The sequence below is a fragment of the Chryseobacterium sp. GM_Chr_2 genome (assembly GCF_026540445.1).
Taxonomy (GTDB): domain Bacteria; phylum Bacteroidota; class Bacteroidia; order Flavobacteriales; family Weeksellaceae; genus Chryseobacterium.
The window spans coordinates 12,740-37,293 of record NZ_JALNUD010000019.1; the positions used below are offsets into that span (position 1 = coordinate 12,740).

The window sequence follows — 24,554 nt, forward strand, 5'->3', positions numbered from 1 at the left end:
TTAGAGTCGATTTTTTTTGTTTAAATAAATAATTTTTTCTCATTAATAGGAATCCAATTGTCATCATGACGAAGAAGAGTGATCTTGTCAACTAAGAAATTAGTTTTGTATTCTTTGTCTCTATAAATTTCCCAAGCCTTCAAATAGTTTTCAAAACTTAAATTTCTGTAACCAACCGTAACGTGTGGATGGAAGGAATATTTGATGAACTTAAACTGCTGCTGTACACGAAGATAAAGTTCATTCAAATGATTATTTTCTTCGGGTTTTACGAATAGAACAGGGTTTTTAGGATTAGAAAAACTTCCGAAACCATTTAATATAATTTCAAATGTAGACATGGCGGTATCAATCTTATCAAATGCAATATGAATATCTTTTTCTAAATCTAATTCTCGATTAAAAGGCGGAAACAAAGTAATATGGGCATCGTTCTTCAATGCTTTTGAATTATCATAATTCAAAGCCAAATCCTGCTTGAAAATTTTGATTTCATCAATAATTTCTTGAGGTGGATAAATCGCTATGAAGTATAACTTTTTCATTTTATAAATTTAAAAAACTAAAATAAATTTTGATACATAAGAAAATTATGTATAGATTTGCAAGATATTAAAAGATAAAAATTGAAAAAGAACAGTCTTTATAAAGGAACTCTTCAAAACATCATTTTAAAACTGCTTGCCAAGGAAGTGAAAATGTACGGTTATCAAATTACTCAGCGAGCGAAAGAACTCACTCAAGGTGAATTGGAAATGACAGAAGGTGCATTGTATCCTCTTCTGCATAAACTGGAAGCAGATGGAATGATAACTTCTGAAGTTCAGAAAATTAACGGAAGAGATCGTAAATATTATCTTTTAACAGAAAAAGGTAAGGCGCAACAGGTAGCGCAGGAAAGTGAAATGAAAAATTATTTATTCAATTTGAATACAATATTTAATATTTAATAAAAACACAAACGATGATTACAGCTGAACAGGAAAAACAAGTAACAGACTATCTTATTTTTCAAAAGCTTCCTTTAGATGTTTTATTTGAAGTAAAAGACCATATGATTGCGCAGGTTTTGGATATTCAGATGAATGAAAATATTAATTTTGATGAAGCTTTTCGTAAAACGGTAGAATTATGGAAAGATGAATTTAAAATGACCTCTTACTACGCTTTCTATGTTGAAAAAATCCCTGTGATTGTAAAGAAAATTGTAAAAGAAAGATATAATAGGATTCTTAAAAAATCATTTTTGTTGGGATTGGTTTCTTTTGGGATTAATTTGATTTTAATTTATTCGGCAAATAGCTCAGAAATGTACGCTTCACTTTTCAAAGCGCAAAATTGCATGTTTTTATTTGCTTTACTTTTTGTTTTATCTACGAACTATAAAATGAGACAGTACCTCAAAAAAGATTTTAAATTCAAAGGGAAATCATTTTATACAATGTATCAGCAAAACATGAGTCTGTTGATTGTGTGTATTACCTCGCTGATACAAATTGTTTCAAGAGATGCAGAGTATGCTTTTTCGCTTTTTAGAATGGGAGATTTCGCGCATATTTCTTCTTCATTATTTACGTTGATTTTTCCATTTTTAGTACAAGTGATGACGATATTTTATCTCATCAACTTCTTCGAACATAAAAAAACAATCATCAGGCTTAAAAATAATTTAAAAACTGCCGGTTAATTTTTATATTTTGAGTTGAGAAGCAAGTGTATCAGCTTTCATTTCATGAATGGTATTTTCCACAATATTTGCAATTTTCTTTACTTCTTTATGAGGTTTAAAAATTAAACCTTTTCCACTTTGCTCATCGGCAATATTAGATAAAATAATCACCGAAGTTTTAGTTTCAGGATAGTAAATATTCAAAGAAGGCGAACCTTTGATATAGCCACTGTGGAAAAAAGATAAGGGTTTCCCAAGGTTGGTCATAATCCCATAACCATAGCCCATTTTGCCAAAAATAGCATGATTTCTTTGTGAAGTTTTGGAAGTGAATTGCTTCAGAGTTTCCGGTTTTAAGATTTTTCCGCCATACAACGCATTATTCCAGATATGAAGATCATCAATGGTTGAAAGAATTCCTCCGGCAGGAATTCCTATCTCTTTACTGCCTAATCTTTTCGGCATATTTTCAATTTTTTCAGCATTTTTTCCATTGCCAACGTGCGCGCCTGCGAAATTTCCACCTTTGAAAAGATCCCCTGTTGAAGAATGATTCATCCCTACTTTTTTGAAAAGCTCCATGATATTGTCGTCATAGGTTTTTCCTGAAACTTTTTCCACAATTTTTCCTAGGGCATTAAAACCGTCATTAGAATAATAAAAATCTGAACCGCTTTTAAACATCAGTTTTCCTCCGAAAGTATTCAATCCCGAAGTATGGTTCAAAAGCTGATGGATGGTGATATTTTCATATTCTTTCGATTTAAAATCATCTAAATATTTCGAAACTTTATCTTCAAGATGTAGTTTTCCCTGCTCCATTTGAAGCAAAATCAAGACGGCTGTAAACTGCTTACTCACCGATGCAATGGCAAAAACTGAATTTTGATCAATCTTCGTTTTAGTTTTAAAATCAAGAAAGCCATTTTCTTTACGATAAAGTTCGGTAGAATCTTTAAAAACAGCGATGCTTCCGTTAAAATTGTATTTTTTGAAGACTGAATCTATCTGTTGCTTCAAAAGATTTTTTTCAAAGGCTGTGATGGTAGAATCTACAATTTCGTTTTTATTGATGGGTTTTGCAGGCGGAATATCATTCTTGCAAGAAATAAAATTAATGAGAATTGAAATTAGAGCGAATAAATAAAGTGTTTTTTTTGTCATTTGATGTAGGAAATAATTTTTTAAGCAACATTGTATCTCAAAAATAAGAAAAAACCTCCTAATTTTCATTAAGAGGTTCGGTTATATGATATAAATCTTGTCTTAAAAAGAGACTGTATTTACTGTATTGGTGGCTGAAGTTGTGAACGTACTTTTCAATGTTCCGCCAGAAGTAGAGTAGGTTCCTCCTGTGTATAAACCCCATCCGGAAGTGCCGCCAACGTAACTTCCGCCTGTATAGCCTCCGCCAAAATATACTTTGTAGCTTGTGCTTTTTTGTAAATTCGGACTGGAAAAGTGGAAATAATACACTCCGTTTTTAGGTTTGAAAGTTACCATTTCTGTTCCTGCTGCATTTTCGATGTGTAACATAGAAGAAGTTGCTAATTGTGAGCTTGATTTCAGATACATTCCAACTTGGGAAGATGCAGCTCCCATTGCTTTGGTCATATTTGAATTTGATCCTGCGGAAATCAAAAGTCCGCCGTTCATTAAGAAAGTTCCGTTAAAATCAATTCCTTCCTCAGGTTGATTGGTGGGGCCATTTACAATTGTTGTTCCGCCTGAGATCGTGATGTTGCCATTGCTGTCAATTGCATCACTTCCGGCTACAATATTTATTCCTCCTGTTATGTATAAATGGCTGTTGTCATTGGCTTCTGTTCCACCAGAAACGGTTCCGTATGTCGCATTGATTCCGTCGTTTGAAGCCGTGATATTATTTACGCCTCCGGCAAAAGTGATGATTGGGGCTTCAACTCCTTCTCCCACTCCTGAAATCGTAGAAATAGCCGAAACGGTGTTTGTTCCTCCATTGATGGTTACACTTGTGTCCGAATGAATGCCATCGTCGGTAGAATTAAAAATATTTGTTCCGCTGTTGATGGTAATTCCCCCTGCTGCAACCAATGTTTTCGGATGGCTATAATCTGTTCCTGAAACTAAAAATCTTGCCCCTGTGGTTTTAATATTTAAAGTCGGAGTCGTGGTTGAGCTTCCAATAATAACAGTTCCGTCTGCTTTTAATCCTTTTCCGCCTGTTCCTGAGCTTGTTGTGGTTACAGAACCTGCATTAATAGCTAAATTGCCATCTGCTGTAATCGCCGAAGAAGAATAAGAGTCTAAAACACCCGATGTATTGGTATAAGTTGCCCCGTTTCCGGCTGTAGTAATGGTAATATTTCCGTTATTGATCGTAATATTCTGTCCGGCTGAAATCCCTTTTCCGCCGTTTGCTGTGGAAGCAATTGCTAAATTTAAAGTTCCTGCATTTACAATCACACTCGCATCTGTTTTGATAGCCGTTGAATAAGACGGATCATAACCACTACCTGAAGCTGTAAGTACTGCCGCCCCCGAAAGGTTTGCCATGATATCTCCACCATCAAAAGTAATGTTTCCTTTTGCGCTGATAGCTTTTGACTGAGCGCCTGTTAAGGTTAAATTTAATGTACCTCCAGAAATTCCGATGGTAGAAGTACCAGTTTTAATGGCTTTAACATCAGCAGAAGCCAACGTTGTTGTAATATTTCCACCTGAAATAGCAATCGCATTATCTCCCGCATCAATAGCATCTCCCGTTGCGGTAATATTTACGGTTCCGTTGCTCATCACAAATCCTTCGGAATGAAAACCGTCGGAAGCGGCAGAAATCACTTTTATGATTCCATTTTGAACTTCAATTCCTGCTGAAGTAGAAACTCCATGTTTTTTAATTCCTTTAATATTCAACATTCCGGTTCCTGCAAAAATAAGTTTTCCATCAGATTGTAACACTCCGTTTTTGGTACTCGAAGAGCCGTCTGTTAATGAGTTTGTTGTTCCGGCTTGCATCGTAAAAGTATGCGTTTGAGCTCCCGTGATATTAATTGCTGAACCTGAAGCATTGGTAAGATTCAGATTATTCATAACAAAATTTGCCGGAAGGGTAGAGCTCATGGTTAAACTTCCCGTTGTGCTTGTTCCGAGTAAATTATATTCTAAATTACTGATGGTAGCCGTTGAAACTACATTCACCGTTCCTCCAGTTGTGGTAATATTTACGCCCTGATTGGCATAAGGGTTAATAATTGTAGCATTTTCTGAACCTTTATAAATGATATAAATTTTCGTGAGATTCAAAGCAGTTGAAGAAAAGGTAATACTGTCAACGATAGATTTCGGTATGTCTAAACTCCCATTACTTCCTGTAATATTAAATTTTGAATAATCTGAATCCAACTTAATGCTGTCTACCAAAGATGTTGCAGAAGCGTACATGGTGTTTCCGGAATTATGAATAACAATATTCTGCGCTTTTAATCCAAACGATAGAATAAATGCAATTAAAATATAAAAGTGCTTTCTCATTTTTTGATCAGTTTTAAAGTTGTGTTATTGACCTGAACTAAATAAAAACCTTCTTTGAATGTGCTGATATCAATATCCTGATTAGGCTGATAGGTTCCGTTTAAAATCAACCTTCCTTCTGTTGAATAAATTTTTACATTTAAAACTTCTTTTTTATCGGAAGTTATTTTGATGATGTGGGAAGAAGGATTCGGGTATAGTTTGATTTGATTTTTATTCAAACCAATTTCCTGTGTCGCCAATGTCGCGGTTGTGAATGTCAGTTTTCTTACAATATTGGTAGGAATTGTAATATCATTCGCTGAACTGTTGGTTTTAACTAATAAATTATTTCCTGAGAAATACAGTTTTCCGGTAGTTGAAATCGTGTAATCTTGCGATGTCCCGTTGAGGTACGTGATTTTTATTCCTGTTTGCGCAAATGAAAATAAGGCAAACAAAAATAAAATTATCAACATCGTTTTGTTGAGAAGTTGGGTTAATTTCATTGTAATTCTGATTTTGTTAAATCAAAATTAAATTTCCGTTAACAATGAAAAAATATTTTGAGGTAAACGAGGAAAATGTGTCGGTGAATGTGAAATTTTCAAGTAATTTGAAATTATTTTGAAAGATTGTTATTAGGGGAAGTGATGAAAATATCTTCAATATTCTCTTTGGTAGTGAAGAATTTCACAAATTCTTTTGGAATGTAATGAATCTCATATTGGTCGTAATACAAAGAAATACTTTTATTAAATGTTTTATAATCTAATTGTTTGCCACCTAATAGAACAAGAGATTTTTCGTTGGCAATATATCCAAGCGTAATTTCACCATACTGTCTTGAATAGCCATTGTTTACAAGCTTAATTAATTGTGGTTTTCCTAAGTCTTTGATCGTGTAAATGATTAATTTTCTTTCGTATGTATGGTTTGTCGGTTTGAATTCTATTAAGCTCTCATATTTTAAAATTTCTTTTGGAATTTCTAAAAAGTAAGATCCATCTGAGTTTGTTTTTGTGGTGTATACTTTTTGTGCAGTAATGAAACTTACATTTACCGAAATAGGTTTATTTTCATCCTCCGAAACTACTTTTCCGAAAAGTTTAAAAAATCCATCATCTACTTTATCTTTTTCCTTTTTAGGCTTTGAAGAAGAAAATGTTGCAAATTCCGTGTTTGATGATTGTGCGGTTTGAGCAGGATAAGAGTTGACGATACTTGCTGTTAAAGCTAGTCCTGCAGCTATTTTGGTGAAAGTTGTTTTTCGGGGACTAATACTATTTTGAGAAACTGAAATTATAGGTTGAAACTGATGATTTAATTGTTTTTTGGAAACGATTCCGCAGAATTTTTCACCCTTGTTTTGCTGAAAAATATTTAAAATTTCAGAATCATTCAAACCAGATAAATCCAAAACTTTTTTAGAACATAGATCACAAAATTTTCCTCCAGAAACATCATTCATATTTTCTAATGGTTCCAAACAAGGATTTTCTATTCTCAAAAATGGCAGCATAGTTTAGTTTTATTTTAGAATTATTATTTTGAAATCAAATCACAAAACCAAAAAACATACTCTCCATTTTCTTCATTTTCATCAGATTTTGGTTTAGGATAGGTTTTCTTAATAGTTTCTCCTACTTCAAAATCAATCTTATTTTTAAAAATTGGTCCATCAAAAGTAAACGTATGAAACTCTCCATTTTCTCCGCATGGATCAACATTTTTAGGTAAATCTTTAATGAAATTTTTATCAATAATTCTTCCTGCAAAACTTTTGTCTAAATACGTTTCGTTCACGCAGGTTACAATAGTTTTAAAGCCTAAATCTAAAAACTCATGAATAAGTTCGCCTGTGCCAATTTTCCACAAAGGAAAAACACCTTCCATTCCGATAGCTTGTAATTGGTCTTCGCGATACTTCCTTAAATCTTCTAGAAAAATATCTCCAAAAATAGAATAGGTAACGCCTGGAGATTGTATTTCATTCATCGTTTTACTCATAATTTCTTGATATTCTTCCATTGAAGGCTCTTTTGGGATTTCCATTTTAATTAAAGGAAAGCCTAAACTTTCTGCCTGTTTTTCTAACAAGGAAACATGAACGCCATGCATGGAGATTCTTTGAAATTCTTTATTGATGCTTGTTAGCAAAGAAGTGATTTCAAATTGATCTTCTTTTAAAGTTTTATATAATGCAAGTGCAGAATCTTTTCCACTGCTCCAGTTAAAGATGGCTTTTGGTTTCATATTGTAAAAATAGTAAACCTTCAAGCTTTTCAAAACATTGAAGGTTTAATTTGGGGGAATCATAGTTCAATAATGAGTTCTTCAATATCAGTATAGTTTTTATCTTCAATATGATAAAGTTTAAAATTATTTTCATTTTTGAAAAGTTCTAACACAAACTTTCTATTCAATTTAGTTGGTTTATGAGAAATAATACTATGGTAGGAGCTCCAAGGATAATCCCAAATATGTTCGGTAAAACCATGTTTTACGGGATTAAAATGGATATAATGAATGAGTTTCTTAAAATATGCTATTGTTAGAATTTCTTTTCTTTCAAAATTTTTTTCAAATAAACTACCCGTTCTTTTGTATCGTTTGTTGATTGCTTTTGCATAAGAATTAAAGAAATGCCCGAATTGTAAGTGAACATCTATCTTTTTTGGAAATTCTGTTGCAGTATATTCTAAATTTTCAATATTAATCTCTTCAAAAGGTTTTACATAAATTAAAATGTGAAAATGATTTTTTAATAAAACCCATGCAATCGTATCGCAAAAGGGAGAAATATATTGGTGGTATCGATTGAGAAAAAAGGTGTAGTTTTTTGTTTCGAAGAAAATATTTTGACCATTATTTCCTCTATTGTAAATATGGTAATATTTACCAGCTTCGAGAAATGGTTTGTTGTTCATTTTTGATCATTTGTGTGTTGTCTATTTATTAAACCTTCAAGGTTTCAAAAACCTTGAAGGTTTGTTTTGTATTACATATTTCTACGATATTTTCCCCCAACTTCAAACAAAGCATTGGTAATCTGCCCAAGTGAACAATATTTCACAGCATCCATCATTACTTCAAATAAGTTTTGCTGATTGATGGCAGCGTGTTGTAAAGTTTTCAAAGCTTCTGCAGATTTATCTTCATTAGAATTTTGGAAGTTATGAAGCATTTCGATCTGGAATTGCTTTTCTTCCTCAGTTGAACGAATAACTTCTCCCGGGCGAACCGTTGGCGAACCGTCTTTTCCTAAGAACGTATTTACCCCGATGATTGGATATTCTCCTGTGTGTTTCAACCATTCGTAATGCATTGATTCTTCCTGAATTTTTGAACGTTGGTACATTGTTTCCATCGCTCCAAGAACACCTCCTCTTTCTGTTATTCTGTCGAATTCTGTGTAAACAGCTTCTTCAACCAAATCGGTCAATTCTTCAATAATGAACGAACCTTGAAGCGGATTTTCATTTTTCGCTAAGCCTAATTCTTTATTAATAATCAACTGAATCGCCATTGCTCTTCTTACCGATTGCTCAGTTGGAGTCGTAATGGCTTCGTCATAAGCATTGGTGTGCAATGAATTACAGTTGTCATAAATTGCATAAAGTGCTTGAAGAGTTGTTCTAATGTCATTAAAATCAATCTCTTGAGCATGAAGTGAGCGACCTGAAGTTTGGATGTGATATTTCAACATCTGGCTTCTTTCGTCAGCTCCGTATTTCAATTTCATTGCTTTTGCCCAGATTCTTCTTGCGACACGTCCGATTACTGAATATTCAGGGTCGATACCGTTGGAGAAGAAGAATGATAAGTTGGGAGCAAAATCATTGATGTCCATTCCTCTTGATAAATAATATTCCACATACGTAAAACCATTTGCCAACGTGAATGCCAGTTGAGAAACCGGATTTGCTCCAGCTTCTGCAATGTGATAACCAGAAATTGAAACAGAGTAGAAATTTCTTACTTTTTCTGTGATAAAATACTCCTGAACGTCACCCATTAATCTCAAGGCAAATTCAGTAGAGAAAATACACGTGTTTTGAGCTTGGTCTTCTTTTAAAATATCAGCCTGAACTGTGCCACGAACTGTTGCGATGGTTTTAGCTTTAATTTCAGCATAAGCTTCCGCAGGAATTACTTCATCTCCCGTAATTCCTAATAATTTTAAACCTAAACCATTATTTGAAGGAGGTAATTCTCCGTTATATTTTGGTCTGGCTAAACCTTTATCGTCGAATTTTTCCTTAAGCTTAGCCTCAACCTTAGCCTCAAGATTATTTTCAGCAATATATTTTTCAACATTTTGGTCGATGGCTGCATTCATAAAGAAAGCCAACAACATCGGAGCCGGACCGTTGATGGTCATTGAAACTGAAGTCAATGCATTCACCAAATCAAATCCTGAATATAGTTTTTTAGCATCGTCCAAAGTTGCAATAGAAACTCCTGCATTTCCGATTTTACCATAAATATCCGGTGGTAAAGCCGGATCCTGTCCGTACAATGTTACCGAGTCGAATGCTGTAGACAAACGTTTTGCCGGCATTTCCGCAGAAACATAATGGAATCTTCTGTTGGTTCTTTCAGGACCTCCTTCTCCGGCGAACATTCTCGTTGGGTCTTCTCCTGTTCTTTTGAAAGGATAAATTCCTGCGGTAAAAGGAAATCCTCCCGGAAGATTTTCCTGACCTTTCCATTTAATTAAATCACCCCAATCGTTATATTTTGGTAATGCAATTTTTGGAATTCTTAAATGAGATAAAGATTCTGTTGAGGTCTCCACTTTAATTTCTTTTCCTCTTACGAAATAGGAGTAAAATTCTTCGTGGAAAGCTTTTTTCGTATCATCCCAGGTTTTTAGGAAGTCAATATTTTCCTGTTGAAGTTCTTTTTCTGCTTTTTGATATTCAGCATCCAAAGCTTCATTGGAGATAATTTTTTTAACACCATCAATGTGATACATTGTTCTAGCTAATTCAGCCTGTTTTTCAATGTTTGCATCATACTGTTTGTTGTTTTCAACGATTTCAGAAAGGTAACGCACTCTTTTTGGAGGAATAATTGTTACTTCGTCTGTAATTTCGTGTTCTTCAAAACCGTTAAACTGAGGAGCATTGTCACCCTGAGCTTGTCGAAGGGTATCATTGACTTTAGAAACCAATCTGTTGTATAATTCAGTTGTTCCGTGGTCATTGAACTGAGATGCTTTTGTGGCGTAAACCGGCATTTCATCCAATGGCTGTTCCCATAATAAATGGTTTCTCTGGAACTGTTTTCTAACCGCTTGAAGTGCATCTAGAGCACCACGTTTGTCAGATTTATTTAAAGCAACCAAATCCGCATAATCCAACATATCGATTTTTTCCAACTGAGTAGAAGCTCCATATTCTGGAGTCATTACGTACATGGAAACATCCGCAAAATCAGAAACCTCCGAACCGGATTGTCCGATACCTGAAGTTTCAAGGACGATAACATCTGGATGAGCTAATTTCAACACATTTAAAGCTGAATGAATGAACGGAGAAACCGAAACGTTGTTTTCTCTTGTCGCCATCGAACGCATATAAACTCGCGGATCATTAATTGCATTCATACGAATTCTATCTCCCAAAAGCGCACCTCCCGTTTTCTTTTTAGAAGGGTCAATGGAAATAATAGCAATTTTTTTATCCGGATTTGAACGAATGAAACGTCTTACCAATTCGTCCGTTAATGAAGATTTTCCTGCTCCACCTGTACCCGTGATACCGATGATCGGAATATTTAAATCTTTTGATTTTTCGTCGATCGCTTTTACTAATTCTGGCTTTTCTTCTGAAAAGTTTTCAACCGCTGAAATAATTTTAGCAATGCTTGTAGAATTTTCAAAACTAATCGAATCTAAATCATTTGCAGTAACTTCTTTTCCGGTTGCGAAATCTGATCTCTTCACCAAATCATCGATCATTCCTTGTAAACCAAGTTCACGACCATCGTCCGGAGAATAAATTCTGTCGATTCCGTAAGACATAATGTCTTCGATTTCTTCAGGCAGGATTACACCGCCACCGCCACCAAAAATCTTGATTTGCGGAGAGTTTTTCTCTCTTAAGAGATCGTAGATATATTTGAAATATTCGTTGTGACCACCCTGATAAGAAGTAAGGGCAATCGCGTTGGCATCTTCCTGAATCGCTGTATTTACAACTTCCTCTGCCGATTTGTCGTGACCAAGGTGGATAACTTCACATCCCGTTCCCTGAATAACACGGCGCATAATATTAATTGCAGCATCATGACCGTCGAATAACGAAGCGGCTGTCACGATTCTGACTTTATTTTTTGGAGTATATTTTTGGGTTTCCATAAATAGTATGAGAATTTCTGAATTCTCCAAATATAACAATAAAATAAAAATAGCTGTTTGAATATAATGTGTTGAATTTCATTTGATTAAATAAATTGTTTAAATCATGCTGATCCAAAATAACAAACATTCGTTTAGCATAAGATCGAGATTAATTATATTCTCAAATTAAAATCTTTATTTTTGCATCATATTATTTAAGGTATGAAAAAAGCATTGCTCTATTTTGCGTTGGGAACGGTTTTGAGCTTTTTGATTAATTATTTTTTTTACAGTTCAGAAAACTTGGGACTTGATATTTATTATGCTTTAGCTTTCGGTATTGCCTGGGGAATTGCATATTATCTGGATACTCCTGACTTCACTTTACCACAAAAATTAGGTTTATCATTTGTTGCGATGGCTATTTTAGTGGCGGTAGGAACTTTATTATTTAAGCTGGAATTGGCTATTCCTTCAATTTTGAAGTTCTCTACGGTTTTTGTAGCGTATTATTTATTTGCAAGCTTTAGAGGAAGCAAATCTTTGAGAAAATAGATTTTTAAATAAAATATATGAAAAGAGACCGTTTATAATGCGGTCTCTTTTTATTTAATGAATCATCAGGAAACTTACCAAAGCAAGCCCGATGACTAAAAATGTAAATGCAAAGAAATTGATGGTGAATAATATCCAACCAATGAGCATGCTTACCACTCCGTGAGTGTGATAAGTGCGTCGATGAGCGATGAAAAAATACAAAAGACTATAAATCGTTAATGCCGCGATAATTAAATATAAAATCATATTAATTGCTACAATGTTTATTGTATTTGATAATTTAATGATGAGTGATGTCACCAATATATTCAGCAATAAAAATGAAAAATAATGTAATGTGAAAATACCGTGATCAAAATACCACCATTTTTTCTTGTTGTGAAAAATCCATAAAAAGAATGCAAATAGCGGCAGATAAATAAAAAGAGCTTTCGGTAAGTTATGAAATGAAGTTTCGGCCAGATTTTTAAGTATTTCTCCTTTTGAAATGCCTTTTTCTTTAAGTTCGAAAAATTTGTGCGCAATAGGCTTATCAATAAAATTAAAGATGGACGGGTTTTTTGCTAAAGCGGAATCATAAGACTTTTTATTTAAGTACCCTTTAAAGTCGGAGGATTCATCAATTTTACCACTCATTTCAAAAGCGTTTTCAAAATCTTGAATTTTCGAGGAATCAGGAACCAGAGCGCTCATTTTTTTTAACGTCAGAGAATCTTGTGTGCTGAGGTTTTTTCCAGCTTTGATGCTGTCGATGATTTTTTGTGCATCGGTAGTTTTTAACTGACTCAATAAACTTTCTTTGTCAGGGTTTTTAGGATCCTCTTTTGTTTTAAAGTTTAAATTAAATAGAGGAAATAGCGCAAACATGAAAAAAGTAATGAAGCTGACAAAAATATAAAGCTTCACGGGAGGAACGAATTTTTGCCTTTTTCCTTCGAGATAAATGCTCGTTAATTTGCCGGGTTTTAATGCCAGATTTTTTAATGTTCCCCAAAACTGTCCATCGTAATGCGTAAAATCTTCTACGAAGTGGGTGAAGAGATAGTGAAATCTTTGTCGGGTTTCGATGTTTTCCTGTCCGCAATGAGGGCAATATCTTTCTTCAACGTGGTGTTCGCAGTTCAGACACGTCTTGTTCTCTCTAAGTTTTCCGTGGCTCATAATTTGAGTTTTGGGCAAATGTAAATATTTTAAACAATAAAATTCATCTTTTACGTTAAATTGATTTTAATTTAATAATAAAAAAAGGTATTCTGGTTATTTGTCGTAAAAATATATTTGCTTTCAGGAATAGAATAAAAAAAAGAGTTTATCCCCAGTAAACTCTTTTCAGTTGTGTTTTTAGAATCTCGAAATTTTTTCATCCAAAAATCTTTTTACAATATTTATGCCAATAATAATTTTTATAGATGAAATCTGTTGAATCGTTTAAACTAATGAAGGCTTTCAGGATTAAATAAAATAAGTTTTTGCAATCCAAAAATAATTTGTACCTTTGCACACCCTTTTAGGGGGAAATTATGTTTAATCTTTAACTAAAACGTGTGAATACATTAAGTTACAAAACTGTTTCAGCGAACAAAGCTACTGCTAATAAAGAATGGGTTGTGGTAGACGCTGAAGGACAACCGTTGGGAAGACTAGCTTCTACGGTTGCAAAGATTTTGAGAGGTAAGCACAAAACGAACTACACACCTCACGTAGATTGTGGTGATAACGTAATCGTTTTGAACGCTGGGAAAGTAACTCTTTCTGGAAACAAGTGGAACGACAAGACTTATATCTGGCATACAGGTTACCCTGGAGGACAGAAGTCTATGACTGCAGCTGAACTTCAAAAGAAAGATTCTTTAAAAGTATTAGAAAAATCAGTAAAAGGAATGTTGCCTAAAAACAGACTTGGAGCTGCTATTCTTAAGAATCTTTATTTATATGAAGGAACTGAGCACAAACATGAAGCTCAACAGCCTAAAACAATTAATGTTAACGAATTTAAATAATTAATTATGTCTATAGTTCACAAAATCGGAAGAAGAAAAACTTCTGTAGCTAGAGTTTATGTAAAGCCAGGTTCTGGTGTTATTACAGTAAACGGTAAAGATGCTGCAACTTATTTCTCTACAGACGTGATGGTTTACAAATTAAACCAGCCGTTTATCCTTTCTGAAACTGTTGGTCAGTATGACGTTACCGTAAATGTTTTCGGTGGTGGTAATACAGGTCAGGCAGAAGCTATCAGATTAGGTATTTCTAGAGCACTTTGCGAAATTAATGCTGAATTCAGATTAGCATTGAAGCCTGCAGGTTTACTTACAAGAGACGCAAGAATGGTGGAAAGAAAGAAGCCAGGTCAGAAAAAAGCAAGAAAGAGATTCCAATTCTCAAAACGTTAAGATTTGCTGTTGGCGAATGGCTTTTAGCTATTGGCTTCAGGAATTTATTAAATTTTTTTTAAACTTAATCTCGGTGAAAAGCCAATTGCTAAAAGCAAAAAGCCATACACCAATTGCCCGTTACGTTTAGCATCCAAACGCTTCTCCCATCTAAAGAAGTTGTTGATTGTTTAAAAAACGGAAAGTAAACTAACAAAAACAGAAAACATGGCAAAAGCAAATGTAAAAGACCTTCTAGAGGCTGGTGTACACTTCGGTCACATGACTAGAAAGTGGAACCCAAATATGGCTCCATACATTTTTATGGAGAAAAATGGTATTCACATTGTAGACTTACATAAAACAGCAGTTAAATTAGATGAAGCTTGTGGAGCTTTAGAAAAATTAACTTCTGCAGGTAAAAAAGTTCTTTTCGTAGCTACTAAAAAGCAAGCGAAAGAGGTAGTTGCTAAGCACGCTGCTGAACTTAATATGCCTTATATTACAGAAAGATGGCCTGGTGGTATGTTAACAAACTTTGTAACTATCAGAAAGGCTGTTAAGAAAATGAACTCTATCGACAAAATGAAAAAAGATGGTACGTTCGAAACTTTATCTAAAAAAGAAAGATTACAAGTAGACAGACAAAGAGCTAACTTGGAGAAAAACTTAGGTTCTATCTCTGACATGGTTCGTCTTCCTTCTGCAATCTTCGTTGTAGATATCATGAGAGAACACATCGCGGTAACTGAAGCTAAGAAATTAGGTATTCCAGTTTTCGGTATTGTTGATACAAACTCTGACCCAAGAAAAGTAGACTTCGTTATCCCAGGAAACGATGATGCTTCTAAATCTATTGATATGATCTTGAGCATTGTTTCAGAATCTATCAAAGAAGGTCAGTCTCAAAGAAAAGCTGATAAAGAAAAATCTAAAGAAGAGGGAGAAGTAGTATCTGCTGATAAAGATGCTGATTTCGATGCTGAATAATTAAAGATTTTCTTTAACTATAGAAAAACCACTGAGTCAACGATTCAGTGGTTTTTTGTTTTAATTATTTCGAAATTCATTTAGTTTGAAAGCGTAATATTATAAGAGCTTGTAACAAATTTTGTTTTGTTGTAAACAGCATTACAAATCGTTCCCGACAACGTATAATTTTGGTTTTTCATCACCATTGCTGAACCTATTTTATTCGCACCAATCGGGATTTTCTTAAAATAATTGTTTCCGCTTATCGTTAAAACCATATTACAATTCGATTTATTTTCAACGGTAATTGATGTTTTTTGGCTGTTTTCCGAGCCATTTAATAAATCTGTTAATACATCTGCCGTTTCCGATTTATAAGTCTTTATTAAAGTCTGATATTCCCTTTCCGTTTGGCTTGCCGATGTATTGCTGCTTCCCGTATTGACAGAAGGTCTGCTGTTGCCATTGGCAGAATAGGTCGTTCTATGATAAGTTGGACTGCAACTGTTTAATAGTACAACATACAGCATCGAAAAAGGGAATAATAACTTCTTCATTTCACAATTTTAAACTGTAAATTTAAGTCTTTACTTCTTTGTCATAGTATTTTTTTCTACAGGATTATTCAATGTGATAAAAACGCCCTTTTTTATTTCTTTTTTTGAGCTGTATTGCAAATCGCAAACATTACTCGTTAAAACATACTCATCTTTTTTTACCACAATAAAATTTTCTCCTTTAGCGGGAACAGCCAAATTATAAAACTCTTTTCCCTGAATTCTGAGAATAATATTACAGTCGGAACTGTTCTTACATAAAAGAATAGCTTCATTGCTGTGAACGTCTTCATTAAACATGGCATTTAAAAGTTTTACGGTTTTATCCTTATGCTCGTTGCTGTTTTCTGTAATTAAACGTTTAAATTCCTCTGCATCAGAAGCGTTTCTCATTACATTATTCGGAATATCCACAATAATAGGGCGTGCTTCCATAGGTTTTGCATTTTTTGCTCCTTTTGTCCATGCCTGATTTTTTAGCGATACCAACTTGGGCTTCAAAACGCTTCTTCTGGGATCTTCCGGATGAGCCACTTTTAAAAATTCTTCTATTTCCGGGATGCTTGTGCTTTTAAGAATGTTTTTGAAATTTTTCTGAGCGTAAAGCAGATTGCTTACCGTCATTAAGAATAATGACAGAACGAAAATGTGTTTTTTCATCATATATGATTTTAATAGATTTCATTTGTGTGTTGAAGTATAGATATGACGATAATAGACTGTAAGTTTTTACAATCTATCGTTTTTAAGGTTTAAAAAATTTACCTTATTTCTTTAAAAATATAATAATTTTTTAGTGTGCGTGTGTTAGAAAATTTTTTCATCATTTTGTTGTTGTTTTTAGTTAATTCTGAATTTTATATACGTAATTGTCTTTCCTTTAGAAGAAAACAATTCTTCGTAATACGTTCTGATATCTTTTAGGTGAGGCGTATCGGGATTGTATTCTACTGCTCCGTAAATATCATGATGTGCTGTAATGATCTCATAGCCTGCGCCTTGTAAAAAGCCTAATGTGTAGCCATGAAGAAATTCTGAATCGGTTTTTAAATGCACAATTCCACCCGGTTTTAGAAATTTTTTATATCTCTCTAAAAAATCAGGATGCGTTAATCTATGCTTTGTACGTCTGTATTTAATCTGAGGATCCGGGAAGGTAATCCAGATTTCATCTACTTCGTTTTCAGCAAAATAATATTCAACCAATTCAATTTGAGATCTTAAAAAAGCCACATTATTCATCCCGTTTTCAACCGCTTCTTTAGCGCCGAACCAGAATCTTGCTCCTTTAATATCAATTCCGATAAAATTTTTCTCAGGGAAAGTTTTTGCAAGCCCTACAGAATATTCTCCTTTTCCACAACCTAATTCAAGAACAATTGGATTATCATTTTTAAAGAAATCTTTTCTCCAATTTCCTTTTAATGCGAAACCATTTAAAGCTTCGTCTCTTGTTGGTTGAATTACGTTTGGTAATATTTTGTTTTCAGCGAATCTTGCTAATTTATTCTTGCCCATGATTAAAAAATAAAATCTTGCAAAAATAGCAAAAAATAGAGGAAATCATACTGCTTTTGGGCTTAAAAAACAGTATGAATGATTATTTTCAGGTAAAAATCTAAATTTTTATTTTTTAGAAGAACTTCCTAATGCCACGATCAAAGGTTTCTGAATTGTTTTCTGTGAAGCATATTGCGAGCCGCAAACAATGCTGGTGAAAAGATAATCTCCTTTCTGAATTACAATGGCATTATCACTATGTGCGGGAATGGGAAGCCTGTATTTGGTGGTTCCGATGCCTTCCATTCTGACGATAATATTGCAGTCAGATTTGTTTTCGATCATCACAATACATTCTTTCGCGTTGGGGTCGTTATCAAAAAGAGAGTTTAATATTTTTACCGTTTTATTCTTGTGTTCCACAGGGTTTTCTCCCATCAGCATATTAAATTCTGAGGCTTCGGTATCGGCTATCACTGCATTTGTAACGGTAGGCGTTGCAGCATATACGTTTTGCGAAGCGCTTGGCGTATATACAATGGCAGATTGCCCAACCTGTAATTCTTTCTGATATTTTAGAATTTGTTTTTGCTTAATAATAGCATTCATTTCATCAAATGAAATTTTGGTAGACGGTCTTCGTTTCAACATAGCAAGCCAATCCTGCATTTGTCTTACTTTTGTATCTCCGGGAGGTGCATTTTTAATATAATCCTTCATCATATCCATCACTCTCGGTTTCAAGACAGATCTTCTGGGGTCATCCGGATGTGCATCTCTAAGAAAAGCATTGATTTCGTAAATATTTTTACTTTTAAGGATATTGCTGTAATCTTTCCCTCTCGATTGTGCCGAGAGACTGACGAATAACGCTGTACTAAAGAGTAAAAGTAATTTTTTCATTCACACTAATATTTAGTTAAGGTTTGGTGATCTTAATTTGGTATTGGTTATTAGTGACTAATTTATAAACGGAAGAATAAAATTTTTATTTTTGACACCGCTTTGTGAGATAAATGTAAGGATATTTTTAGAAGATAAAAAAATGTGCACTATAAAAATTTTATAATGCACATTTTATTAACAAGATTAGTATATTATCTTACGACGTCCTGAAGGTGAGAGTTTCTCAATCTTCTCTGGTAAATCGGTAAGTATTTTTCGATGGGGATTTTTACAGCTTCGAAATTGCCAGCCATAATATAAGGCTCAATATTTTCTGAAGTATAAACGAATTGCAGGAAATTATCAATTAAATTTTCAGGAATTTTGAATCTCGTGAAGTAGTCTTTACCCATATAATTTTTAATCTGAGTAATAGAGCTGTTCATTTTCTCGTAGGCAATATAGCGTTGCTTTTTCTTTCTTTCTCCTGAAAGAATATCGTATATACTTTCTAAACTGAAAGTAAGACCACCATCCCGAAGCCCGGCAACAGGAAGTTCTGGCGGATTTCCGTCTCCTTTGGGTTCTGGCAAGCCGATCACTTTTTTAATCGCCAATGCTTTGTCTTCTTTTCGTAAAGCGTTGACGTCATATCGTAAATTTCCGGTAGGTTTAAATCTGCTGATTACCACTTCCTGAATATCGTGATAGGCAATTTTAAGCTCGATAAAATTTCGGTTGCCTAGCATTTGCGGGGTTAGTTTTACATCTTTTCTTTCCGTAACAATGGAGGTAAAGCGGATAACGTCTCCCGGATTTGCCTGAATATTAAAATCCCCGTTGTAATCTGTAAGAACGGTTCTCTGGGTATTAAGATTGGTAACATATACCTGATTAAGGTACAAAACGGAATTATCTCTTAAGAATACTTCTCCGGAGTATAATTGTGCATTCACTTTTACCAAAAAAGTCAATAGCAGTAGAGTAATAAGTTTATTCATATATAATGAGGCAAAATTACACAGAAATCCCTCAATTTATACCTAATTAATTAGTGAAAAGTGGTTAAAGTTATATTAAACTTTTATACTAAACTGTTAAGGAATGTTATAAGCTTTCATTTTAAATATAAAATCTATGAAAATAATATTGTTGAAGGCATTTTATTATCTGTTTTTAATAAGAAGCCAGCTGGTGTATTTTACTTTGGTAGGCGAACCAAATTCACTGAAACTGATGAAATACCAATACGTTGCCGTGTTCACAGGTCTGTCTTTGATGTTTCCGTCCCATTTGAAATTATTGGCAGGAGTGCCGCGGAAAACTTCAGCACCATAACGGTCAAAAATTCTGAATTCAAGATTTTCTTTGGTCATGAGTTGTGAGTAGTCGATAGAATCATTAGACCCATCAAGATTCGGCGTAATGGCATTAATTAAATTAATGATGGTGAAATCTCTTTTAATATCCTCACAATTCTGAGAATCTCTTACAAATATCGTGTGAACACCTCTCGGAACATTCGTGAAAACGTTTGTACTTTGCCAGCTCACCCCATCCAAAGAATACTGATAAGGAGGAGTTCCGCCACTTACACCAATGGTAACCGTTGTTCCGTTGATATCAATTAAAGAGATCACGGGAAGCGGAGATTCTGTAATATTTACATGCTGTCTGTAAACACATCCATTGAAGGTAAGATCTACCCAATAACTTCCTACACCAACATTATTAATCGATGGTGAAGTTGCTCCTGTGCTCCAAAGATAGCCGTCAAATCCGGGGCCTGCATCTAGTGAAGTCGTGGTTTTAGGACAAATAATTTTATCAAATAAAATGTCTGATTTTTTTGAAGTTTTAATATTGATGGTAATTGAAGCAATTTCCGGACAGGAATTTGGTTTTTCAAATCTGATATAAATCGTCTGATTGCCTGAAATATTTACCGGATTATTAATTGGCGAAACATTATTTTGAGCGTTTGATAATGTATCAAAAAAGCTGTAAGTAACTGTAGGATCTGTAGTAAACTGAGTGATAAATGGTATTAAATCTACAGCTTTTACGGCATCAAGATCATCATCGCAAACGGTTTCCGTTACATTTGTTCTTAACAACGGTAATCTTGCCCCAATACTGAAAGTTAATGGCTGAACCACCGGCGGACAACCATCTGGAGAATCTACACGAATGTAAATGGTAGTGGTCGCTGTATAACTCCAGTTATTCGGAAGGGTATTTGTATTTCCTGCATTAGCATCCGTTAAGCTTCCGTAATATCTGATATTAGTGAAGAAGCTCGGATTATTTAAAACAATTGGAGTGATATTGGAAAGAATTACCGTAACTGTTCCGTCAAAATTATCATCACAGAAAACTCCATTATAGTTTTGAACAATCACTGCAAGGTTGAATAAATTCAACGTGATCTGAGCAATCGTTTTACATCCCAAAGTATTTTTTACAACCGCATAAACAATGGTTCCGTTGGGAGCGGTGTAATTGGTTGTGGCTGTAATTAAAGCTGCAGCGTTTTCATTCTGAGCATCAAGTAAAGTCGGGTAGTAGGTAATAGTGGTTCCTGTAGTCGTGGAGACATTGGCCGTTGTGAGATTAAATGTACCTTGTCCGTTCACATTACAAGCCGATAACGTTACATTTTGGGTAACAAGAGCTTGAATATTAATGGTTACAGTCACCGTTTCGCAATCTGTAAATTCAGGATCATTTCCGCAGAAAGTATAAGTAAACGTATCTGTTCCCACCGTTCCCGGATTGGTAACTGTATACGTAATGATTCCAGTTGTAGGGTTTACTGTTGCCGTACCTAACGTTGGCTGAACAGTAACGGCCACTGTAGAGGCAACCGGAGTTTGAGCTGAAGTTGTAAATGCCGGAGTAATCACTTTATCGGTACAAACATCATACGTTGCTGTACTTTGTTTTATGCAATTCAACACTTTGTATTGTGCCGATACCAATGGCGCGCAACTTCCCATGGTTACAGAGCAGGTATAATAACCCGACTGAACAGGGGAGATGGAAGAATTGGTAGCCCCCGGAATGATGTTCCCGTTTCTGTACCATTGATACGTGTCGTAAATAATAGGATCTATCGTTAAAACGATTCCGGGAGCACAATCGCCTCCGGATTTTAAGATTACAGGTTGCGTAGGAAATCCTGCGAAAAAACCACCGTAGCCCACGGCGTCACTTCCCGCGGTAATTCCTGCTGTAATGGCTTTATCTGAAATCACCGTAATGGTTCCCGTAACGTTTGGAATTCCGTAAGTTACCCAATTGTTGGTTCCCGTCATGTTGAAAGGCCCTGTGCTGGCTGGTGGAAAATTTCCGTTTACGGTGACCACCGCACCGCGTTCTGTGATTAAATTTAATTTGGTTGGAATATTTAAAATCCCCGATGGATTATTATTGGAATGAACAAAGTTTTCATTAATAAAACCTAGCTCATTGATTTGCTTGGGTAAATAACAATTCAGAGCCGGAATAAAATTAAAACCTCCCGTAGCTGTTTCGTTTCCAGATCCTGAGTCACCCGCTAAAATCTGATAAACGTATGCATTTTTGGAAGTTTTCATATATAAATTATAATGACCGCTCCCTTGTAGCTGATATTTGCTATCCGGAACTACATAATATTGTCCCGTATTAATAGTCGCAACCGGCGGAATTTCATTATTTACATAAATCTGCGTGTTATCTTCAGTGGCCACGACGATGGCGCCTTCCATATTGGCTCCCACATTTCCGTTGCCTTTTACCAGGGCAAATTCGCTTCCTAATCTATCAACAGGAACGGCTTGATCCATCAGAATATCTGAACTGGAAGGGAAATTTCCTGCATATTGACCATTAAAATTACCATTCGTAATATTTACATTTTTGTTTGAAACAATTTTAGCCCCGATAAACCCATCTGCATTTCCGGAAAGGTTGCCAACTCCATCAATAATATAGGATTGCCCTTTATTCAGTGTGACCGTCATCGTAGGAGTGGTTGTTCCCGTGGTTCCGTTAGAAAACTGAGTGGTAGGTTTATAATTTGAAATCGTAACCGTTGTATTATCTTCTGTAGCCAAAATACTCGTCATGAAATTCAGAATAGGATTAATGACCGTAATAGGGGCTGTAGCTACATAAAATAGCTTTCCGGTAGAGGGAATTCCCTTTGAAGTAATGATTTCTGCGTGATTGAAAACTGAAAATCGAAGGTTGGCATAAAAAGGAAATTCTGCCTTCAAATAAAGTCCTTTTGTGGTTGGAGTAAATAAATTGGTCTGCTGAGTGGTGATGATATAATCTCGTAAAACATCAAATTTCTGAGGATTATTTTTGCTGATATTTACCGTTCCGATTAATATATTATTGTTATAAATGCTTACTGGAAAGGGTGTTGTACGGTTGGTAGACATATAAAGCTTCTGATACTGATTGGGATTTCCCGTTCTGTCGACCATAGGCGCAAACCAATGTTCTCTATCTAATTGAGCAAAAGTAGTAGAGAAAATATAAAAGATAAGAAAAAAGGATAGAATTTTCTTCATTCAGCAGTTGATTTATCACAAATTTAATAATAAAAACGATTATTATGTTGAAAAAACAATAAAAAACCATGATTTTAAAATCATGGTTGTGAAATGGTTACTTATAGTTTATAAATCATTTTATTCTCTCAAAAACTCTTTGAGGAATTTTAGATTGATCCTTATTCTGAGATTTCATTAAGTCGATATATTTTTTGTAATTCTTTTTGGCTAAATCTTTCTCATTTATAGCCCAGTAATTATCTGCTAGATTAAGATAGGCTACAACTCGGCTAGGAAATTTTTGGATGATTTTTTTAAGTAAAAATATACCTATATCAAATTTATTTTCTTTCTCTAATTGAAATGCTAAGTCATTATATTTAGTAGATACTTCATCACTACTTTGTCATCCTTTTTCTAGATTTCTTGTACTTCTTTTCATGAGGATATTCTTTACCGCTAATTCCTAACAAGTGATCTTTTGGAAGCATACTTTCTATTTTATTATTTTCATATTTCAATAGTTGTTCATCAGTTGTTAAAATCCAATCATCATATTTTTTGGAATATATGTATTCTTCGGTATACTCGGTATCTTTAGTCCAACTATAAAGTGAAATGCAGCCATCTCCACATTGATCTATAATAGGGTCTCCTATATATTCTAAGTTGAAAGTATACTTCTTTTTTACTTTACCTAATTGAATATCTATTTTACAATATGGTGTGTCCAAATTAGTTTCATATTTAAAACATTTATATATTAATACATCTTTTATTTTATCCGAATTAAAATCTTGAATAATCTTTTTTTGAGCATTTAATATGTTTGCCATTAATATGAACAATATTATAAAACTATTTGTCATCATATTTTTCAAATCTGCTTTTATTTCTTTTACCATACCCTCTTTCATCTATTTTACTTGTTGAATATTTATATTTTCCCAATTCTTTTTGAAGACTATTAATATTTTTACATTGTTCTTTTACTTTCATTAATTCTAATATTTTTTTAACATTTTTTATTCTTACATCAAAATGAGTAAATCCTCCATTTACCCCAATATTAATATAATAAACATCATCCCTATCCGCTGCAATATTCAAGTCATGTAGTTGTGAGCGATATTTCCAATACCACGCAGATGCATTACAAGCATTTTCTAGATTATTTGCAACCAAATTTGGATTAGTAATATATTCTGGATGCTTAAGATAGTCAAAATAAGCTTGATACGTATCTTTCCACGTAAGCTGTAAAAGCCCTCTCCCTTTATATTTAGGACCATATCCTTTTACATCATGTCCATGCCCTATACATTCTTCATATCTTTTAAAGCCTCTAAAATTTCTCTTTTTAATAGCTGGATCTGTAGTATTCTTATAAGCTAAATAAGCTTGATAATGTGTAGTGTGATCATAATCCCAGCCTGAAGCATACTCAATTGTAGTATTTAGACGATCAGATTCTACTTGAACTTGTGCTAGAAAATGAGCTTTTCTTAAACAGGTATTAATTTCATAATCTTTCATTGCTTTATTAAGGGCACTAGTGAAGATTTTATAAGTTTTTTGATTAGGCGGTAAAGGACATTTGGGATCTGTGAATAATTGTTTTGAATTGTAGAATGCTTCTATATCTTCAACTTC

At 34.2% G+C, this 24,554-nt stretch carries 23 protein-coding genes; 6 read left to right on the top strand and 17 right to left on the bottom strand.

Features of this window, described 5'->3' with window-relative positions:
- Window positions 1–20: 20 nt before the first annotated feature.
- Window positions 21–545, bottom strand: a complete 525-nt coding sequence (locus tag OXQ85_RS20245) for a 2'-5' RNA ligase family protein (RefSeq protein ID WP_267406896.1) — start codon at window positions 543–545, stop codon at window positions 21–23.
- An 81-nt stretch (window positions 546–626) separates the two neighbouring features.
- On the opposite strand from OXQ85_RS20245, the gene OXQ85_RS20250 reads away from it, so the two are divergent.
- Both OXQ85_RS20250 and OXQ85_RS20255 read left to right on the top strand, forming a co-directional pair.
- The gene (locus OXQ85_RS20250) at window positions 627–950 is read left to right on the top strand and encodes a PadR family transcriptional regulator (RefSeq protein WP_267406898.1); all 324 of its coding nucleotides are present in this window, start codon (window positions 627–629) and stop codon (window positions 948–950) included.
- A gap of 14 nt (window positions 951–964) precedes the next feature.
- Window positions 965–1,687 (top strand): hypothetical protein, encoded by a 723-nt coding sequence (locus OXQ85_RS20255; protein ID WP_267406900.1) that lies wholly within the window; start codon window positions 965–967, stop codon window positions 1,685–1,687.
- Between the two features lie 3 nt (window positions 1,688–1,690).
- On the opposite strand, the gene OXQ85_RS20260 is transcribed toward OXQ85_RS20255, so the two are convergent.
- From OXQ85_RS20260 to OXQ85_RS20290, 7 genes are all read right to left on the bottom strand, one after another.
- Window positions 1,691–2,833 (bottom strand): serine hydrolase domain-containing protein, encoded by a 1,143-nt coding sequence (locus OXQ85_RS20260; RefSeq protein WP_267406902.1) that lies wholly within the window; start codon window positions 2,831–2,833, stop codon window positions 1,691–1,693.
- 102 nt (window positions 2,834–2,935) lie between these two features.
- A complete protein-coding gene (locus OXQ85_RS20265) occupies window positions 2,936–5,182 on the bottom strand; it encodes a carbohydrate-binding domain-containing protein (RefSeq protein WP_267406904.1) in 2,247 nt (748 codons plus the stop codon).
- A complete protein-coding gene (locus OXQ85_RS20270) occupies window positions 5,179–5,670 on the bottom strand; it encodes a T9SS type A sorting domain-containing protein (RefSeq protein WP_267406906.1) in 492 nt (163 codons plus the stop codon). Before OXQ85_RS20270 ends, OXQ85_RS20265 begins: the two co-directional genes overlap by 4 nt.
- Window positions 5,671–5,783: 113 nt before the next feature.
- Window positions 5,784–6,683, bottom strand: a complete 900-nt coding sequence (locus tag OXQ85_RS20275) for a hypothetical protein (protein ID WP_267406907.1) — start codon at window positions 6,681–6,683, stop codon at window positions 5,784–5,786.
- A gap of 23 nt (window positions 6,684–6,706) precedes the next feature.
- Window positions 6,707–7,417, bottom strand: coding sequence for a diphthine--ammonia ligase (locus OXQ85_RS20280; RefSeq protein WP_267406909.1), 711 nt, complete (start codon window positions 7,415–7,417; stop codon window positions 6,707–6,709).
- A gap of 59 nt (window positions 7,418–7,476) precedes the next feature.
- Complete coding sequence (locus OXQ85_RS20285; RefSeq protein ID WP_267406910.1) at window positions 7,477–8,091, bottom strand: hypothetical protein; 615 nt, start codon at window positions 8,089–8,091, stop codon at window positions 7,477–7,479.
- Between the two features lie 71 nt (window positions 8,092–8,162).
- Window positions 8,163–11,528, bottom strand: a complete 3,366-nt coding sequence (locus OXQ85_RS20290; RefSeq protein ID WP_267406912.1) for a methylmalonyl-CoA mutase family protein — start codon at window positions 11,526–11,528, stop codon at window positions 8,163–8,165.
- Between the two features lie 204 nt (window positions 11,529–11,732).
- On the opposite strand from OXQ85_RS20290, the gene OXQ85_RS20295 reads away from it, so the two are divergent.
- Window positions 11,733–12,065: a hypothetical protein gene (locus OXQ85_RS20295; RefSeq protein WP_267406913.1), complete on the top strand. Its 333-nt coding sequence runs from the start codon at window positions 11,733–11,735 to the stop codon at window positions 12,063–12,065.
- A 54-nt stretch (window positions 12,066–12,119) separates the two neighbouring features.
- Here OXQ85_RS20295 and OXQ85_RS20300 read toward each other — a convergent pair whose 3' ends face one another.
- Window positions 12,120–13,229 (bottom strand): DUF3667 domain-containing protein, encoded by a 1,110-nt coding sequence (locus OXQ85_RS20300; protein ID WP_267406915.1) that lies wholly within the window; start codon window positions 13,227–13,229, stop codon window positions 12,120–12,122.
- Between the two features lie 383 nt (window positions 13,230–13,612).
- Here OXQ85_RS20300 and rplM point away from each other — a divergent pair, with 383 nt between their 5' ends.
- The 3 genes from rplM (at window position 13,613) to rpsB (ending at window position 15,430) form a co-directional block, all read left to right on the top strand.
- Window positions 13,613–14,068, top strand: coding sequence for a 50S ribosomal protein L13 (gene rplM / locus OXQ85_RS20305; RefSeq protein ID WP_027381190.1), 456 nt, complete (start codon window positions 13,613–13,615; stop codon window positions 14,066–14,068).
- A gap of 6 nt (window positions 14,069–14,074) precedes the next feature.
- Complete coding sequence (gene rpsI / locus OXQ85_RS20310) at window positions 14,075–14,461, top strand: 30S ribosomal protein S9 (RefSeq protein ID WP_034706090.1); 387 nt, start codon at window positions 14,075–14,077, stop codon at window positions 14,459–14,461.
- Window positions 14,462–14,668: 207 nt separating this feature from the next.
- Window positions 14,669–15,430: a 30S ribosomal protein S2 gene (gene rpsB, locus OXQ85_RS20315; RefSeq protein WP_267406930.1), complete on the top strand. Its 762-nt coding sequence runs from the start codon at window positions 14,669–14,671 to the stop codon at window positions 15,428–15,430.
- An 80-nt stretch (window positions 15,431–15,510) separates the two neighbouring features.
- Here rpsB and OXQ85_RS20320 read toward each other — a convergent pair whose 3' ends face one another.
- From OXQ85_RS20320 to OXQ85_RS20355, 8 genes are all read right to left on the bottom strand, one after another.
- Window positions 15,511–15,969: a DUF6759 domain-containing protein gene (locus tag OXQ85_RS20320; RefSeq protein ID WP_267406932.1), complete on the bottom strand. Its 459-nt coding sequence runs from the start codon at window positions 15,967–15,969 to the stop codon at window positions 15,511–15,513.
- Window positions 15,970–15,999: 30 nt separating this feature from the next.
- On the bottom strand, window positions 16,000–16,629 hold the full coding sequence (locus OXQ85_RS20325) for a DUF6759 domain-containing protein (RefSeq protein WP_267406934.1): 630 nt from the start codon (window positions 16,627–16,629) through the stop codon (window positions 16,000–16,002).
- A gap of 180 nt (window positions 16,630–16,809) precedes the next feature.
- Entirely contained in the window at window positions 16,810–17,487 is a 678-nt protein-coding gene (gene trmB, locus OXQ85_RS20330) for a tRNA (guanosine(46)-N7)-methyltransferase TrmB (protein WP_267406936.1), read from the bottom strand.
- A gap of 108 nt (window positions 17,488–17,595) precedes the next feature.
- Window positions 17,596–18,372: a DUF6759 domain-containing protein gene (locus tag OXQ85_RS20335; protein ID WP_267406937.1), complete on the bottom strand. Its 777-nt coding sequence runs from the start codon at window positions 18,370–18,372 to the stop codon at window positions 17,596–17,598.
- A gap of 194 nt (window positions 18,373–18,566) precedes the next feature.
- Complete coding sequence (locus OXQ85_RS20340; RefSeq protein WP_267406939.1) at window positions 18,567–19,355, bottom strand: hypothetical protein; 789 nt, start codon at window positions 19,353–19,355, stop codon at window positions 18,567–18,569.
- A gap of 165 nt (window positions 19,356–19,520) precedes the next feature.
- Window positions 19,521–22,919, bottom strand: coding sequence for a T9SS type B sorting domain-containing protein (locus tag OXQ85_RS20345; protein ID WP_267406940.1), 3,399 nt, complete (start codon window positions 22,917–22,919; stop codon window positions 19,521–19,523).
- Window positions 22,920–23,299: 380 nt separating this feature from the next.
- Window positions 23,300–23,806, bottom strand: a complete 507-nt coding sequence (locus tag OXQ85_RS20350; RefSeq protein ID WP_267406942.1) for a hypothetical protein — start codon at window positions 23,804–23,806, stop codon at window positions 23,300–23,302.
- A partial coding sequence (locus tag OXQ85_RS20355) for a hypothetical protein (protein WP_267406944.1) occupies window positions 23,760–24,554 on the bottom strand: 795 nt, incomplete at its 5' end. The genes OXQ85_RS20355 and OXQ85_RS20350, both read right to left, overlap by 47 nt.